We start from the raw sequence: 16330 nt of genomic DNA, 5'->3' as shown, positions 1-16330 counted from the left end.
CGTTCCCTGATGAGACCCTGAGGAGAACATGACAGAACCACTGAGCAGCGACCAGCACGGCGAGGACCATGCCACCGACGCCGACCCGACCATCGATCGGGTCCTCTCGCGACGGGCCGAGGCACTCGACCGCGCGGCCGGGGACGAGCGACCGGCCGACCCCACCGGGTATGACGGCGTCGACGGTGACCAGCTCGACCGCGAGGAGCGCTCCGCCCTTCGTCGGGTCTCGGGGCTGTCGACCGAGCTCGAGGACATCACCGAGGTCGAGTACCGCCAGTTGCGGCTGGAGCGGGTCGTCCTGGCCGCCGTGTGGACCGACGGCACCGCCGAGGACGCCGAGAACTCGCTGCGCGAACTGGCCGCCCTCGCCGAGACGGCCGGCTCGGACGTCCTCGAAGGGGTCCTCCAGCGCCGCCAGAACCCCGACCCGAGCACCTACCTCGGCTCCGGCAAGGCCGCCGAGCTGCGCGAGATCGTCCTCGCCGAGGGCGCCGACACCGTCATCTGCGACACCGAGCTCGCCCCGAGCCAGCGGCGCGCCCTCGAGGACGTCGTCAAGGTCAAGGTCATCGACCGCACCGCGCTGATCCTCGACATCTTCGCCCAGCACGCCAAGTCCCGTGAGGGCAAGGCGCAGGTCGAGCTCGCCCAGCTGCAGTACCTCCTGCCGCGCCTGCGTGGGTGGGGTGAGTCGATGTCCCGTCAGGCCGGTGGCCAGGCGGCCGGCGGCCTGGGTATGGGTTCGCGTGGACCCGGTGAGACCAAGATCGAGCTCGACCGACGGAGGATCAACTCTCGCATCGCCAAGCTCAAGCGAGACCTCGCGGGGATGAAGACCCACCGCGACACCCGCCGCTCCCAGCGGATCAGCCACGGCGTGCCCGCGGTGGCCATCGCCGGTTACACCAACGCCGGCAAGTCGACGCTGCTCAACCGGCTCACCCACGCCGGTGTCCTCGTGGACAACCAGCTCTTCGCGACCCTCGACACGACCGTCCGCCGCGCCGAGACCGAGGACGGGCGCGAGTACACGCTCACCGACACCGTCGGCTTCGTTCGCGCCCTGCCGCACCAGCTCGTCGAGGCCTTCCGATCCACCCTCGAGGAGGTGGCCGACGCGGACCTGCTGCTGCACGTCGTCGACGGCTCCCACCCCGACCCGGAGGGCCAGATCTCAGCGGTCCGCGGTGTCCTGGCCGACGTCGATGCCACCGATGTCAAGGAGGTCATCGTCGTCAACAAGGCCGATCTGGCCGATCCCGAGGTCGTCGACCGGATCCTGCACCATGAGAAGTACTCGATCGCCGTGTCCGCGCGCACCGGTGAGGGTGTACCCGAGCTGCTCGAGCTCATCGCCGACGAGCTGCCCAAGCCGGACATCGACATCGAGGTGCTCCTGCCCTACTCGCGCGGGGACCTCGTCAGCCGGCTCCACGACGAGGCCGACCTCCTCTCCGAGGAGCACATCGGTCAGGGCACCCGCGTGCACGCGAAGGTGATGCCCGATCTGGCCGCCGAGCTGGCCCCCTTCGTCGCGACGACGGCCTGATCTCAGGCGGTCACCAGTCGGACCGCCAGGGCGAGCATCGTCACCCCGATGATGCCGTCGAGCGCTCGCCAGGTGCGGGGGCGGCCGAGGGGCCCGGCGAGAGCACGGGCGCCCAGGGCCAGGCCGGTGAACCACAGGGTGCTCCCCACGACGGCGCCCCCGGCGAAGGTCCACCGCTGCTCACCGAACCCGTTGGCGATCGACCCCAGCATCAGCACCGTGTCGAGGTACACGTGGGGGTTGAGGAAGGTCAGGGCGAGCGTCGTCAGCACGACCGACCCCCGCGAGGCGGGTGCATCGGCGATCGACAGGCCCTGCGGCCTGGTTGCCCGGCGCAGCGCAAGCAGGCCGTACCCGACGAGGTAGGCGGCCCCGAGCCAGGTGACCACCCGCACGAGGTCGGGGTGGGCCGTCACGACGACACCCACTCCCGCGGTGCCCAGGAGGATCAACGCGGCATCGGCTGCGATGCAGACGAGCACCACCGGCAGCAGGTGCTCCCGACGCAGGCCCTGTCGCATGACGAAGGCGTTCTGCGCGCCGATGGCGACGATGAGGGCGAGCCCGGTGAGCGTCCCGGCGAGGGCGGTGGTGAGCACGCGTCCACGCTAGGCCCCTTCGTGTGCGCAGCCCAATGAATGATTCTGCATGATCATTAGGATTGCTTCATGCAGATCGACCAGTTGCGCGCCCTCCTGGCCGTCGTCGACCACGGCACCTTCGACGCCGCGGCCTGCACCCTCCACATCACCCCGTCCGCGGTCAGCCAACGCATCAAGGCACTGGAACGGGACGCCGGCCGGGTTCTCGTCGAGCGGTCGACGCCGTGCCGTGCCACGGCCGCGGGGGAGGCACTGATGCGGGCGGCCCGCCAGATGGTCGTCCTCGAGGAGGACGCCCGCGCGGCCCTGGGCGACGGGGGCGGCGCCGCCGTCGACCTTCCCGTCGCCGTCAACGCCGACTCGCTCGCCACGTGGTTCGAGCCGGTCCTCGGGGTCGCCGCCGGGTGGGACGACGTGAGGATCCAGCTGGAGGTCGAGGACGAGGAGCACAGCGCCGAGCACCTGCGCCGCGGCAGCGTCGTCGGTGCCGTCACGGCCGACCCGGCCCCGGTGGCCGGCTGTCGCACCGAGTCGCTGGGCGCGATGCGGTACCTGCCCGTGGCCTCCCCCCGACTGGCGCGCCGGTTCACCCGGGGCAGGCGGGTCGACTGGGCGTCGCTGCCGGTGCTGCGCTTCAACGCCAAGGACCAGCTGCAGCGGGGTGTGCTCCGCGACCTCGGCGTCACCACCGACCCACCCTCGGCGCAGGTGCCCTCGTCCGAGGGTTTCGTCGCGGCGGTGCGCGCCGGGCTCGGGTGGGCGATGGTGCCGGAGGCGCAGCTGGGCGACGACCTCCAGACCGGCACCCTCGTCCTGCTGCGCCGCCGCGCCCACCGGGACGTGCCCCTGTACTGGCAGGTGTGGACCCTCGGGACCCCGCGGATGACCCGCTTGGGCGAGGCGGTTCACGAGGCCGCGCGGCAGCTGCGGCCCGCGCGTCGCAGCGAACGTCCACCGGCTGTCGGTCAAGCGGACTAGCGTTGACCGCACCGGGACTGCCCCGTCCCGTGGACGTATCAGAGGATGGTTCCCATGGCCACGCGACTGAACCCCTACCTGAACTTCGACTCCACCTGCCGGGAGGCGATGGAGTTCTACCAGTCAGTCCTCGGCGGTGAGCTCGTCGTGCACACGTTCGGTGAGTCGATGCCCGGCGCCGGCGACATCGCGAACCAGGTGATGCATGCCAGCCTCGAGACCGATGCCGGCTACACGATCTTCGCCAGTGACTCACCTCCGGGCGCTCCCCGGCACGAGGGCGCCGGGATGTCGATCAGCCTCAGCGGTGACGAGCCGGAACGACTGCGACGGTACTGGGCGGGCCTGTCCGAGGGGGCCGAGGTCGTCATGCCTCTGCAGAAGCAGATGTGGGGGGACGAGTTCGGCATGCTCACCGACCGGTTCGGCACGCCGTGGATGGTCAACGTGGCCGGGGACGCGACGCAGGCCTGAGGGACGACCCACATGGAGACCCTCCGTAGCCGGTGGCTCACCGACGTCGACGCCCTGGGCGCCGACGTCGGGCGTGACGCCCTGCTCGCCGAGGCCACCGACCTGCTCGACCGCTGGTTGGAGGACCACCGCAGCTACCACGACGCGGTCCACCTGGCGGAGGTGCTCGCCGCGCTCGACGAGTTGTCGGATGAGGGCGAGCTGCCCGGACGTGACCGTCACCTGGCGGGACTGGCGGCGTGGTTCCACGACGCGGTCTACGACGCCGGTGTCGCGGCCGGGGCCAACGAGGAGGCCTCGGCGCAGCTGGCCGAGGACCACCTGGGGCGGCTCGGTCTAAAGGAGGAGGACATCGCGCGGGTCGCCCAGCTGGTGCGCGAGAGCGCGACCCACGAGATGTCGACGGATGACCCGGCGACCAAGGCCTTCCACGACGCGGACCTGTGGATCCTCGCGGCACCCGCCGAGCGCTTCGATGCCTACTGCCACCAGGTCCGGTTGGAGTATCGGCAGGTGCGCGCCGCGGACTACGCGAGAGGGCGGATCGCGGTGCTGACCCCCTTCGCCACCCGCGATCGGCTCTACCTGACCGACCACGCGCACGAGCACTGGACCGGGCGGGCCCGGGTCAACCTCGCTCGTGAGATCGACCGGCTCGCTGCGCCTGCGTGACCCGCAGCCCGCTGGCGAGCAGCCGGCGGATCAGCTCGCGACCGCTGACCTCGACCGCCCCCGCGGCGACGACCTCGTCGTAGCGCTCGACCGGCACGTCGTAGTGGTCCTCGTCGAAGAGTCGACGGGGGATGCCGAGCCGACCGGCGAAGTCGTGCAGCTCCTCGATCGAGGAGTCCGAGACGAGATGGCTCCACGTGCGGCCCCAGCCCGGCCACGTGGCCGGGTCGATGAGGATCACAGCCGCTTCAGGGCGGTCGTCAGGACGACCGCCTCGCCGATCCGGTCGGACGCGTCGAGGTCGACGGTGGCCTCGACGACCCAGTCGTGGTCCCCCGCGGGGTCGGCCAGCGTCTGCCGCACCAGCCACAGCCGCGCGTCCGGTGCGTCGACGGAGTCGTCGAGTCCCGGCGGTCGACCGATCTCCTCCTCGATGTGCAGGTGGTGCGGTCCGCGGGCGTCCTGGTCGGTCCCGATCCGGTCGTGCTCGTCCCAGTAGTCACCGAGACCGACGTCCCAGTCCTCGTATCGCATCACCGGGGAGCGAGCGTCGTCGGCGAGTTCGGCTGCGGCCGTCTCGATACCGGAGAGGGCGCCGAGGTCGTCGCGCGAGGCCCGGTCCACCCGCTGCCACATCGCGCCGCGGACCATCGCACGGAAGGGCCCCGTGCGCGCGCTCAGCGGGCGCGGGGGAGGAGCAGCCTCCTGGTGACTCACCAGACCCGGGGTGTGCGCGTCCGGGTTGGCCAGGGCGTCCCACTCGTCCAGTAGCGACGAGTCCGTCTGGCGCACGGTCTCGCCGAGCCATTCGATGATCTCCTCCAGCTCGGGGGAGGAGTGGGCCTCGGGCACGGTGCGGGTGAGGGTCCGGTAGGCGTCGGTGAGGTAGCGCAGCACGAGCCCCTCACGCGGGCCGAGCTCGAAGCGACGCACGAAGTCCGCGAAGGACATCCCCTCCTGCCACATCAGCCGCACGACCGACTTGGGGACGAGTGCCTCCTCGGGCAGCCAGGGATGGGTCTGCCGGTAGGTCTCGAAGGCGGCCGCGAGCTCCTCCGCGAGCGGCTGGGGCCAGGTGATCTCGTCGAGCAGTCGCATCCGCTCGTCGTACTCGATACCGTCCGCCTTCATCTCGCCGATCGCCTCGCCGCGGGCGGCGTGCTGCTGGGCCATCAGGATGGCCCGCGGCGCCTCGAGGACCGCCTCGATGGTCGAGACGACGTCGAGGGCGTACCCCGGGTCGTCCGGGTCGAGCAGGTCGAGGGCAGCCAGGGCGAAGGGGGCCAGGGGCTGGTTGAGCGCGAAGTCCCTGGGCAGGTCGACGGTCAGGTCCACGGTCCGGCCGGTCCCGTCCGGCTCGGCCAGGCGCTCGAGCACACCGGAGTCGAGGAGGCTGCGCCCCAGACGGATGGCGCGACGGGCGAGGCGAGCCCTCCCCTTCGCCTCCTCGTGGTTGTCCCTGGTGAGGCGGGAGAGGGCGGCGACCGCGTCGCCGGGGCGGGCGACGACGTTGAGGATCATCGCGTTGTCGACCTTCATCCGGGAGCGCAACGTCTCCGGCTGCGCCGTCGTCAGCTTCGTGAAGGTGTCCTCGGTCCACACGACGAAGCCCTCGGGTGCCTTCTTGCGCTGGACCTTCCTGCGTTTCTTCTCGTCGTCCCCGGCCTTGGCCAGGGCGCGGTGGTTGTCGATGACGTGCTCGGGTGCCTGGACGACGACGTAACCCTCGGTGTCGTACCCCGCCCGCCCGGCGCGCCCGGCGATCTGCAGGAACTCGCGCACCCGCAGCACGCGGTGGCGGGTGCCGTCGAACTTCGTCAGCGAGGTGAAGAGCACGGTGCGGATCGGCACGTTGATGCCGACGCCGAGGGTGTCGGTCCCGCAGATGACCTTGAGCAGACCGGCCTGGGCGAGCTGCTCGACGAGCCGCCGGTAGCGGGGCAGCATGCCCGCGTGGTGCACTCCGACCCCGCGACGCAGCATCGCCGAGAGGGTGCGGCCGAAGCCGGCGGAGAACCGGAAGTCCGCGAGCCGGTCGGCGATGGCCTGCTTTTCCGCCGGGGCGAGGAGCCTGAGGGTCTGCAGCAGCCTGGCGTGCTCCGCGGCCTTGGCCTGCGTCTGGTGGACGACGTACACGGGCGCACGCTGCCACTCGAGGATCTCCTCGATCGTCTCCTGCAGCGGGGTCATCGCCCACGAGAAGGTCAGGGGCACCGGGCGCTCGGCGTCGTCGACCACGACCACGTCCCGTCCGGTGCGCTCGGCCAGGTCCTGCTCGATGGCACGGGTGTCACCGAGGGTCGCCGACATCAGCAGCATCTGGGCCTGCGGCAACTCGAGGAGCGGCACCTGCCACGCCCACCCACGCTCGGGCTCCGCGTAGTAGTGGAACTCGTCCATGACCACGAGTCCGACGTCTGCGGTGTTGCCCTCGCGCAGGGCGAGGTTGGCCAGGACCTCGGCGGTGCACACGATGATCGGGGCATCGGCGTTGACCGAGGCGTCGCCGGTGAGCATGCCGACGTTGTCCGCGCCGAAGACGGCGCACAGGTCGAAGAACTTCTCGCTGACGAGCGCCTTGATCGGGGCGGTGTAGAAGGCGACCTGGTCCTTGGCGAGCGCGTGCGCGATCGCGCCGGTGGCCACAAGTGACTTGCCGGAGCCCGTGGGGGTCGCGAGCACGACGTGGTCATCACCCAGGAGCGCCAGCAACGCCTCCTCCTGGTGCGGGTACAGGGTGAGTCCCCGCCCGGTCGACCACTGCGAGAAGCGCTCGAAGACATCGTCGGGGTCCGTCCCGATCGGGACGGACAGGTGAGCGGGGGCGGTGTGTGTCGACGTCATCGTGTCCACATCGTCCCAGCGAGACCCGTGTGGTGCACCATGGGCCTGTGAGTTACCCCCGATTCACCACGGACGGGCACGGATGCTCCACGCCTCGTGCCATCATCACCGACGCGATCACGATGCACCCACCCGTCGATGCCGACGCCTCGCTCGTGGCCGAGCTGATGGGCGTCCCCGCCGAGGCGGAGCGACCGGCGCAGATCGTCGCCGTGTGGCAGGAGCACTGGGACGAGCACGGCTACGGCACCTGGATCATCCGGGAGTCGGGGGGCGACGCGGTCGGCTTCGTCGGTCTGCGCGCCCATGCCGAGTTCATCCGGCTCACCCTGCGCACCGCCGAGCGGGCCGCCAACGAGGCCCTCGAGGTCCGGGCCCTGCGCCTGGCGAGCGCCCATGCCATCGAGTGGCTGCCCGACCTCCCGATCCGCATGCGGGTCGCCCCGGAGGATGCCGCCACCCGATCGACGCTCGAGTCGGCCGGCATGGCACACGTGGCGGACCTCGACCACACCACCGACGAGGGGGACTGGCAGGTGCTGGAGCTGCCGTACGTGCGTGTCGCCGAGCGCATCCCCTCGCGTGCCGGCGAGGCGATGCTCGCCATGTGGGTCGAGGTCAACGACGCCGGCGGGGCGGTCGGGTTCCTGCCCGGAGCCTCCGCGGAGGAGGTGGCGCCGGTGCTCGACGGTTACGCGAGCCGGATGCAGGCGGGCGGGACGGCGTGCGTGTCGCTGAACTCCCCGGTGGGTGACCTGCTCGGCTTCGGTTTCCTCGTCGGCTCCACCGGGCCGCTGACGCGTCACGGAGCCACCCTCGAGCGGATCATGACCGACCCGGCCACGCGGGGCACCAACCACGGCGCCCTGCTCATGGCCGGCCTGCACCGGGCCGCCCGCGAGCGGGGTGTGGAGCTGGTGACCCTGGACTACCGGGGCGGCACCGGCCTGGGTGAGTTCTACACCCGCTACGGCTACACCGAGGTCGGTCGGGTGCCGGGTGCGCTCCGCGTGGCGGCCGGCGACGACCGTGACGGCGTCATCATGGCGAGGTCGCTGTGAGCGAGCTGGTGCCCTTCGGCCACGAGCAGGCCTGGCTGGCCGTCCGTGGCCAGCCGCAGACCGTGGTCGTCGAGGCGCTCGGCCTCACCGGCGGGCGGGTCGTCGAGGTGGACGAGGCCGTCCGCGAGGCGCTCGGCAGCGCAACCGCCGTGCTGCCTCCGATCCCGGGAGCAGGGAGCCGGTGGACGCTCGTCGTCGGCGAGGACGTGGCACGGCCCTCCGCGGCGCGGATCACGACGCTGTCGGCCATGCTCGGCACCGGGGTGCAGCTCTTCCATCGGGCCGAGGACGGCTCGCGCCGCTGCCTCCTCGTGGAGCGTGGTGCCGTGTGGCGCGAGGTCGAGGCCGCCGAGGACGACCTGCCTGGGGTCGCGGGGGAGTGGAGCATCGACCCGACCTCGCTGTCCGGCCCCGCCCCCGGACCGGCGCTGCTGGTCGGCGCCCTGCGGTCGGAGCCGCCGACCCCGGACACCGAGCCCGGACTGGTGGAGCTCCCGCCGCGTGGGGGGTTCTGGGGGCGGATCCTCGGTCGCTGAGATGGCCGTCGCCGGGCCCGAGCGCATCCCCGACGTCAGTTGAGCAGTCCCTCCTCGCGGGCCCGGGCGACCGCTGCGGTGCGTGAGTCGACGTCGAACTTGGTGAAGACGTGCACGAGGTGCGTCTTGACCGTCGCCTCGGAGATGAACAGCTCGCGGGCGATCTCCTTGTTGGACAGACCGCGTGCCACCGCGGCCAGGGTCTCGACCTCCCGCGGGGAGAGGACGGCCCGTGGGCGGGAGATCCGAGCGACGACCCGCTGCGCGAGCGCCGGGGAGAGGACGGTCTCGCCGGCGGCGGCACGCAGCACCGCGGAGGTGATCTCGGCCGGATCGGTGTCCTTCAGCAGGTAGCCTGCGGCGCCGGCCTCCACCGCCCGGACGATGTCCCGGTCGGTGTCGTAGGTCGTGAGCACGAGCACCGCCGGAGCAGGCGCCCGGGCGCGAAGGGAGGTGGTCACCCCGACCCCGTCCATCCCCTCGCCCAGACGCAGGTCCGTGACGACGACATCCGGGCTCTCCCGTCCGACGACCGTCATCGCCTCCTCGCCGGTCCCGGCCTCGCCGACGACCGTGATGCGCTCGTCCTGCGTGAGCAGGGCGACGATCCCCATCCGGGTGACCGGGTGGTCCTCGACGACGACGACGCGGGCGCTCACCGGGAGTCTCCGTCCGCGCCGTGATCGTGCACGGGCAGCCACGCCGAGACAACGGTCCCCTCACCCGGTGCGGACTCGAGCGCCAATCCACCGCCGAGCTCGCGCAGGCGGGTGCGCGTGGCCCGCAGTCCGTAGCCACCGTCGCCCGGGGAGCGTGGCGTCCGGGTGGTCCAGTCGGTGGTGTCGAAGCCCTGCCCGTCGTCGACGACGTCCACCCGGATGCTCTCGGTGGACCCGTCGAGGCTGACGACGACCGACTCGGCCCGGGCGTGGGTACGTACATTGGCCAGCGCGCCCTGCACGTACCGCAGGAGGGCCACCTCCGTCGTGGTCGGGACCGGAGGGACGGAGCCGGTGGTGACGATCCGGGCGGTCACGCCGCTCTCCGCCTCGAAGCGCTCGGTGACGCGGTGCAGGGCGGCGACCAGACCCCCTTCGTCCAGATCGGCGGGAGCGAGGGCGCCGACGACGCGGCGGGACTCCTCCAGCCCCTCGGCGGCGCTGGTCTCGAGGTGGGCGAGCAGCTCGCGCACCCGGGTCGTGTCCTCCTCCGCGCGCGCCGCGCGGGCGAGCAGCAGGATCGAGGAGAAGCCCTGGGCGATGCCGTCGTGGATGTCGCGGGACAGGCGGGTGCGCTCGCTCGTGGCGCCAGCGGCCCGCTGCAGGCGGGCCAGCTCGTCGGTCAGGGCGGCCGTCTCCTCCTGGGCGCTGTAGAGCGAGGTGATCAGCCGCTGGCGTTCGATGCCGTCACGCACGAGGGCCATCTGGGCCCGGGAGATGCCGAGCGCGACCACCATCCCGATCAGCGGTCCGATGACCGCGGCGAAGCTGGTCCCACCCACCTGCCGGACCGGCTCGGCGACGACGACCACGAGGATGAGCACGGAGACCAGCACCCCACCGACGAGTGGCAGCAGGTGGCCGGCGAGCAGCCAGAGCGGGAAGGCGAGCCAGACGTTCTCCGGGGAGACGAGCACGAGGACGCCCCACAGCAGGGAGAGGACGAGGAACCAAGCAGCCCCGCCCACCCCACGGCGGGCCAGCGGGATCCCGACGAGGTACCAGGCCACGAAGACGAGCAGGGCGCCCACCTCGGCGGCGGGGTGGGCGCCTGCGGCGACGGCACGGGTCAGGCAGATCGCGGCGAGCGCGGCGAGCAGCGCGTGCTGACCCCACCGCAGCCACCTGGCCGTGCCGCCGGCGACGGACTCCTCGCCGGGGACGCCGACCGGGCCGGCGAGCCGGGCGTGCGGGGTGGCCCCCGGTCCCGAGACGTCTGGAGCACTCACGTACGGGACGCTACCCGGCTGGGGCGTGAAGGCCACCAGAAGCGGTCCCCGAGGAGGGCCGCGGCCGCCGGCACGACGATCGTGCGTACGACCAGGGTGTCGAGCAGGACACCGATCCCGACGATCAGACCCAGCTGACCCAGGACCACCAGCGGCAGGACACCCAGCGCTGCGAAGACCGCGGCGAGGACGACACCGGCGCTCGTGATAACCCCACCGGTGTGGGCCACCGCACGCGAGACGCCCTCACGGGTACCGTGCTCGGCGGCCTCCGCCCGGGCCCGGTGCATGAGGAAGATCGTGTAGTCGATCCCCAGGGCCACGAGGAAGAGGAAGGCGATCAGCGGCACCTGCACGTCCAGCGCCGGGTGCCCCAGCAGGTGCTCGTCCAGCCAGGCACCCAGTCCCAGGGCAGCCAGGGCGCTGGAGACGTTGAGTGCGAGCAGCACGAGCGGTCCCATGACGGCGCGCAGCAGCAGACCGAGCACGACGAGGCTGACGAGCAGCACGAGCGGGACGATGATCTCCAGATCCGTGTCGGCGGCTGCCCGTGCGTCCAGCAGCTCGGCCGAGCCGGCCCCCACCAGTGCGTCGGCCCCGTCCACGCCGTGCGCCGCGGAGCGCAGGTCCTCGGCCAGGTCGAGGCTGGCCGGGGTCCCCGGTGACGGCTCGCCGGTGACACTGATCCGTGCCAGGCCGGCGCCGTTCTCCCCGGCGGGTCGCACGGAGGTGACCCCGTCGACGGACTCCAGCGCGGAGATCGTCTCCGGGGCGTGCGCCGCGTCGGTGGTGACGGCGAAGGGGGCGGTCATCCCGGCGGGGAAGTGCTCACCGACGGTGACGAGGCCGTCAGCGGACTGCGATGCGGTACGGAAGGAGTCGGCCTGGCTCAGGCCCACGCTCGCCCCGGCGAGTCCGGAGGCGAGCACCGCGAGCAGGGCGAGTCCGCCGACGAGGTGCGCACCCGGGCGGGCGACCACCCGGCGGGCGACCGTCGCCCAGATGCCCTCGTGGCTCAGCGCCCGCCCCGGCCGGGGGATGAAGGGCCAGAAGACCCGTCGCCCGAGGAGGGCCAGCGCGGCCGGGAGGACGAGCACGACGGCCAGCAGCGCGACGACCAGCCCGGTGGCGGATGCCAGCCCCAGGCCGCGGGTCCCCGGGACGGTCGCCAGCAGCAGCGTGCCCAGCGCCAGCACGACCGTGGCATTGCTCGCGAGGATCGCCGGGACGGTAGCCCGCCAGGCCACGGCCATCGCCGTGCGGTGGTTCTCGTGCTGGTGCAGCTCCTCGCGGTAGCGGGAGATCAGCAGGAGGGCGTAGTTGGTGCCGGCGCCGAAGACGAGCACCGAGACGATACCCGCGTCGAAGGGGAGACCACTGGCCTCACCGACGGCTGCGGTGAGCCATCCGGCGACCCGGTCCGCGAGGCCGACGACGGCCAGCGGGACGAGCCAGAGCACGGGGGAGCGGTAGGTGAGCAGGAGCAGCACCGCGACCACGGCGATCGTGACCGCCAGCAGGGTGAAGTTCGCCCCGTCGAAGGAGGAGGTGATGTCGGCTGCGAAGGCGGGTCCGCCGGTCACCTGCACCGTCATCCCGTCGGGGGTGTGCTCGGCGATGTCGGCCCGCAGCGCGTCGATGCGCTCGACGGTCTCGTCGCCGTCACCCGTGGTCGCGACGGAGACGGTCGTGACCGCGGCCTCGCCGTCGTCGGAGAGAGTGACCGGTGACGGCCGCTGCGAGCCCGGGGCCACCTGTCTCGCCAGGTCTTCCAGGGCGGAGGTGTCCGAGGCGGAGAGCTGCTCGCCGTCCTTCGTCGCGACGAGGATGGCGGGGGCGCGGTCACTGCCGGGGAAGGTCTCGAGCTGCTGGGCGACGACGGCCGACTCGGCGCTGGCCGGGTACCCCGCACCGCGGGCCGGTGGCTCGGCCGAGCCGAAGAAGGCGTTGGCCAGGCCCGCCAGGACGAGAGCCAGGAGGATGACGGCGGGGGCCCCGCGGCGGCTGGTGAGCCAGCGGGCGCGCCCGGCGGTGCGCTGCTGTGGCGGCGCCTCGGGACGATGCGGATGCAGGGTGGTTGGCATGCCACCCATTCCAGCCGTTGAGGGGGTGCCGGCACATCGCGCTGGAGGTTGGTCCGCCGGTCAACCTTTCGGTGGATGGGGACGGGCATCCGACGTCCCCCGGAGGCTCGTCGGGGCCCCGGGACCGGGGCCGTGATTAGGGTGGGGGATGACGAACCAGCGCCACGACGGGCCCGGGCGACCAGCCCTGGTGATCTTCGACGTCAACGAAACGCTGTCCGACATGGCTGCGATGGGTCAACGCTTCGAGGATGTCGGGGCGCCCGCACACCTGGCCCGGACGTGGTTCGCGGGAGTGCTTCGGGACGGTTTCGCCCTGACCTCGGTCGGTGTGAACGAGTCCTTTGCGACCGTTGCGTTCCAGACGCTGCGCGTCGTCCTCGACGCACAGCCGCTGGACCGTGGCGTGCAGGAGGCGGCCGAGCACATCATGGCCGGGTTCGCCGACCTGCCGATGCATGCCGATGTCCGGGAGGGGATCCGTGGACTGGCGGCATGCGGCATCCGGATGGTGACCCTGAGCAACGGCTCGCCGTCGGTCGCCGAGGCGCTACTCGAGCGCGCCGGCGTACGTGACCACTTCGAGGTGGTCCTCTCGGTGGAGGACGCCCGCCTGTGGAAGCCGGCAGCGGACGCCTACGCCCACGCGCTGGGCCGCAGCCACGTCGACCCCGCGGACGCGATGCTCGTCGCCGTCCATCCGTGGGACATCGACGGTGCCGCGCGGGCAGGCCTGACCACCGCGTGGATCAACCGGACCGACGGTCCCTACCCGGACTACTTCAGGGCTCCCGGTCTGCGGGTCGGCTCATTGACCGAGCTGGCCGATCAGCTCGCTCGGCCCCCTGCCTGATTCGCGCCCGACTGACGAGCCCGCTGGGCAGCCGAGGTGCAGGGGCGCGCCTCGGTCAACCGGGTCCTCACGCGTTTCCCGCGCGCCGGGATGGTGGACGTGCCACGGTCTACGGTCGTCGTCATGGACGTCACACTGCAGTACTTCCAGGGGTGCCCGAACTGGGAGGTCGCCGACGCACGGCTCGCCGCGATCGCCGCTGAACGGAGCGACGTGACGGTGACCCGACAACTCGTGGAGTCGGTCGAGGAGGCGCAGCGACTGGGTTTCCACGGGTCGCCCAGCATCCTCGTGGACGGTGAGGACCCCTTCGCCGCACCCGACACGGCGGTGGGCCTGTCGTGTCGGGTGTACCGCACCCCGGAGGGACCCTCCGGCGTGCCCACCCTGGCGCAGCTGCGGGCCGTGATCGCCCAGGCGTGAGCGCATCGCGATCGGCGTCCTGTGGATGACGCTGCGGGATGTCGCTGAGGCGTCCTAGGGTGGGGCGGTGTCCTCGTCAGTTGAGTCCCTGCTCGCCGCGGCCGTCGGGGGAGTGGGTGGCACGACCCGGCCCGGGCAGGTCGAGATGGCCACCGCCGTGGCCCGTGCCATCGACACCGAGGAGCATCTGCTCGTGCAGGCGGGCACCGGGACCGGTAAGTCCCTCGCCTACCTCGTTCCTGCCGTCGAGCACGCGCAGCGCACCGGACGCCCGGCGGTCGTCGCCACCGCGACCCTGGCGCTGCAGGCACAGATCGTCGACCGGGACATGCCCCGGCTGGCCGACTCACTCGCCGGTCAGGTGAAGCGCCGCCCCACCTACGCGATCGTCAAGGGTCGACGCAACTACGTGTGCAAGCACAAGGTCGAGGGCGGGTTCCCCGACGAGGACGAGGGCATGTTCGACATCGGCGAGGTGGATGCTGCTGCCGGCCGCCTGGGCAAGGAGGTCGTCCGGGTGCGCGAGTGGGCGGCCGAGACCGAGTCGGGTGACCGCGACGAGCTCGTCCCCGGCGTCTCGGAGAAGGCGTGGCGCCAGGTGTCGGTCTCCGCCCAGGAGTGCCTGGGCTCGAAGTGCCCGATGGTCGCCGAGTGCTTCGTCGAGCGCTCCCGCGAGGCCGCCAAGGACGTCGACATCATCGTCACCAACCACTCCTTCATGGCCATCGACGCCTTCGAGGGGCGACCGATGCTGCCCGAGCACGACGTCCTGGTCATCGACGAGGCCCACGAGCTCGTCGACCGGGTCACCTCGACCGTCACCGACGAGCTGACGCCGGGCGGGATCCGCGCCGCCGCCAAGCGGGCGCGCAAGTACGCCGAGTCGGACGACGCGCTCGACGACCTGGCCGGTGACCTCGAGGCGGTGCTGGAGCAGGCCCCCGAGGGGCGGCTCACGGCCGGCATCCCCGACTCCCTGGCGAGCATCCTCGGTCGGTGCCGCGACGTCGGCCGCACCCTGCTCACCCAGATGAAGCCGCCGAAGGGGGAGAACGTCGACGGTCCCCGCCAGATCGCCCTCGCCGCGGTCGACGAGCTGCACGAGACCGCCGGACGGATGCTCGAGGAGCACGAGCTCGACGTCATCTGGGTCAGCCGCGACACACGGCGCGGGCCGGTGCTGCGGGTGGCGCCGATGAGCGTCGCCATGCGGATGCGGGAGCGGATCTTCGGCTGCGGCGCCACCGATGAGGACGAGTCCGTACGGGACCGCACCGTCATCCTCACCTCGGCCACCCTCGAGCTCGGTGGCACCTTCGACGCCGTCGCGGGGACACTCGGGCTGCGCGGTCCCGGATCGCCGGAGTGGACGGGGCTCGACGTCGGGTCACCCTTCGACTACTCCCAGCAGGGCATCGCCTACGTCGCCGAGCACCTGCCCGCCCCCGGGCGTGATGGCCTCGCCCCACAGACCCTCGACGAGATCGAGGCGCTCGTGCGCGCCGCCGGCGGTCGCACCCTGGGGCTCTTCTCCTCCATGCGCGCCGCCAGGGAGGCGAGCGAGGCCATGCGCGAGCGACTCGACGAGGAGTTCACCGTGCGCTGCCAGGGCGAGGAGACGATCGGCACCCTCGTGCGCGACTTCGCGCGTGACCCGAAGACGATCCTCTTCGGGACGCTCACCCTCTGGCAGGGCGTCGACGTCCCCGGCAGCGCCTGCCAGCTCGTGCTCATCGACCGCATTCCCTTCCCCCGGCCCGACGACCCGCTCTCGTCGGCCCGTACCCAGGAGATCGCCCGTCGTGGCGGTAACGGCTTCATGGCGGTCTCCGCCACGCACGCCGCCCTGCGGCTCGCGCAGGGCGCCGGCCGACTCATCCGCAAGGGTGACGATCGCGGCGTCGTCGCCTTCCTCGACAACCGGATGATCAAGGCGCGCTACGCCGGCTTCCTGCAGCGTTCGCTGCCGCCCTTCTGGCCGACGACCGACCGTGAGCTCGTCCTCGGCGCGCTGCGACGCCTCGACCAGATCGCCCCCGAGGTCCAGGCCGTCGCCGACCCGGCGAAGCGGGGAATGACCGGCCAGCCGGTCGCCGGCGACCCCGGACCCGCCGACGGGGCGCGCACGGCAGTCACGCAGGGCGAGGGGTGGTCCACCCAGGACGACGACGAGCTGCGGGACGGCGTCGACCTCGGGCTGCCGCTGGCAGAGCTCGCCGTCTCGCTCGCTCGTGGTGAGTCGGCGGTCGCGGCCCGGGCGAAGGCGCTCGGACTCGCGGTCCCGTCCCGGGGCTAGCCTGTCG

Annotated in this window: 15 protein-coding genes; 9 read left to right on the top strand and 6 right to left on the bottom strand. The window is 72.2% G+C overall.

Annotated features, from left to right (window positions below; genetic code table 11):
- Positions 1-28 precede the first annotated feature (28 nt).
- On the top strand, positions 29-1552 hold the full coding sequence (gene hflX / locus V1351_RS10125) for a GTPase HflX (RefSeq protein WP_338748025.1): 1524 nt from the start codon (positions 29-31) through the stop codon (positions 1550-1552).
- 2 nt (positions 1553-1554) lie between these two features.
- On the opposite strand, the gene V1351_RS10120 is transcribed toward hflX, so the two are convergent.
- On the bottom strand, positions 1555-2151 hold the full coding sequence (locus tag V1351_RS10120) for a LysE/ArgO family amino acid transporter (RefSeq protein ID WP_338748024.1): 597 nt from the start codon (positions 2149-2151) through the stop codon (positions 1555-1557).
- A gap of 69 nt (positions 2152-2220) precedes the next feature.
- Between V1351_RS10120 and V1351_RS10115 the strand changes: the two genes are divergently transcribed.
- The 3 genes from V1351_RS10115 to V1351_RS10105 are packed head-to-tail and all read left to right on the top strand — an operon-like array spanning position 2221 to position 4278.
- Complete coding sequence (locus V1351_RS10115; protein WP_338748023.1) at positions 2221-3132, top strand: LysR family transcriptional regulator ArgP; 912 nt, start codon at positions 2221-2223, stop codon at positions 3130-3132.
- A gap of 54 nt (positions 3133-3186) precedes the next feature.
- The gene (locus V1351_RS10110) at positions 3187-3606 is read left to right on the top strand and encodes a VOC family protein (protein WP_338748022.1); all 420 of its coding nucleotides are present in this window, start codon (positions 3187-3189) and stop codon (positions 3604-3606) included.
- Positions 3607-3618: 12 nt separating this feature from the next.
- Positions 3619-4278 carry a hypothetical protein gene (locus V1351_RS10105; protein WP_338748021.1) on the top strand — a complete coding sequence of 220 codons (660 nt, stop codon included), beginning with the start codon at positions 3619-3621 and terminating at the stop codon, positions 4276-4278.
- Here V1351_RS10105 and V1351_RS10100 read toward each other — a convergent pair.
- Together V1351_RS10100 and V1351_RS10095 are read right to left on the bottom strand one after the other, a co-directional pair.
- On the bottom strand, positions 4235-4519 hold the full coding sequence (locus V1351_RS10100; RefSeq protein WP_338748020.1) for a DUF4031 domain-containing protein: 285 nt from the start codon (positions 4517-4519) through the stop codon (positions 4235-4237). The two genes, V1351_RS10105 and V1351_RS10100, sit on opposite strands and share 44 nt — an antisense overlap.
- Positions 4516-7122, bottom strand: coding sequence for a DEAD/DEAH box helicase (locus tag V1351_RS10095; RefSeq protein WP_338748019.1), 2607 nt, complete (start codon positions 7120-7122; stop codon positions 4516-4518). Before V1351_RS10095 ends, V1351_RS10100 begins: the two co-directional genes overlap by 4 nt.
- 47 nt (positions 7123-7169) lie before the next feature.
- Between V1351_RS10095 and V1351_RS10090 the strand changes: the two genes are divergently transcribed.
- Positions 7170-8183, top strand: coding sequence for a GNAT family N-acetyltransferase (locus V1351_RS10090; protein WP_338748018.1), 1014 nt, complete (start codon positions 7170-7172; stop codon positions 8181-8183).
- Positions 8180-8719, top strand: a complete 540-nt coding sequence (locus tag V1351_RS10085; protein ID WP_338748017.1) for a hypothetical protein — start codon at positions 8180-8182, stop codon at positions 8717-8719. Before V1351_RS10090 ends, V1351_RS10085 begins: the two co-directional genes overlap by 4 nt.
- 35 nt (positions 8720-8754) lie before the next feature.
- On the opposite strand, the gene V1351_RS10080 is transcribed toward V1351_RS10085, so the two are convergent.
- Genes V1351_RS10080 through V1351_RS10070 form a run of 3 tightly spaced genes read right to left on the bottom strand, consistent with a single transcriptional unit; the run spans position 8755 to position 12751 of the window.
- On the bottom strand, positions 8755-9378 hold the full coding sequence (locus V1351_RS10080; RefSeq protein WP_338748016.1) for a response regulator transcription factor: 624 nt from the start codon (positions 9376-9378) through the stop codon (positions 8755-8757).
- Positions 9375-10667, bottom strand: coding sequence for a sensor histidine kinase (locus V1351_RS10075; RefSeq protein WP_338748015.1), 1293 nt, complete (start codon positions 10665-10667; stop codon positions 9375-9377). Before V1351_RS10075 ends, V1351_RS10080 begins: the two co-directional genes overlap by 4 nt.
- Positions 10664-12751: an MMPL family transporter gene (locus V1351_RS10070; RefSeq protein ID WP_338748014.1), complete on the bottom strand. Its 2088-nt coding sequence runs from the start codon at positions 12749-12751 to the stop codon at positions 10664-10666. Before V1351_RS10070 ends, V1351_RS10075 begins: the two co-directional genes overlap by 4 nt.
- Before the next feature lie 148 nt (positions 12752-12899).
- On the opposite strand from V1351_RS10070, the gene V1351_RS10065 reads away from it, so the two are divergent.
- From V1351_RS10065 to V1351_RS10055, 3 genes are all read left to right on the top strand, one after another.
- Positions 12900-13604: a haloacid dehalogenase type II gene (locus V1351_RS10065; RefSeq protein ID WP_338748013.1), complete on the top strand. Its 705-nt coding sequence runs from the start codon at positions 12900-12902 to the stop codon at positions 13602-13604.
- A 123-nt stretch (positions 13605-13727) separates the two neighbouring features.
- Positions 13728-14027 carry a thioredoxin family protein gene (locus V1351_RS10060; protein WP_338748012.1) on the top strand — a complete coding sequence of 100 codons (300 nt, stop codon included), beginning with the start codon at positions 13728-13730 and terminating at the stop codon, positions 14025-14027.
- A 67-nt stretch (positions 14028-14094) separates the two neighbouring features.
- On the top strand, positions 14095-16323 hold the full coding sequence (locus V1351_RS10055; protein WP_338748011.1) for an ATP-dependent DNA helicase: 2229 nt from the start codon (positions 14095-14097) through the stop codon (positions 16321-16323).
- Positions 16324-16330 lie beyond the last annotated feature (7 nt).

Origin of the sequence: Janibacter sp. A1S7, from assembly GCF_037198315.1 — a bacterium.
Classification (GTDB): Bacteria; Actinomycetota; Actinomycetes; order Actinomycetales; family Dermatophilaceae; genus Janibacter; species Janibacter alittae.
The sequence above is the reverse complement of the archived record's forward strand: the minus strand, read 5'-3'. Positions and strand labels throughout refer to the sequence as shown.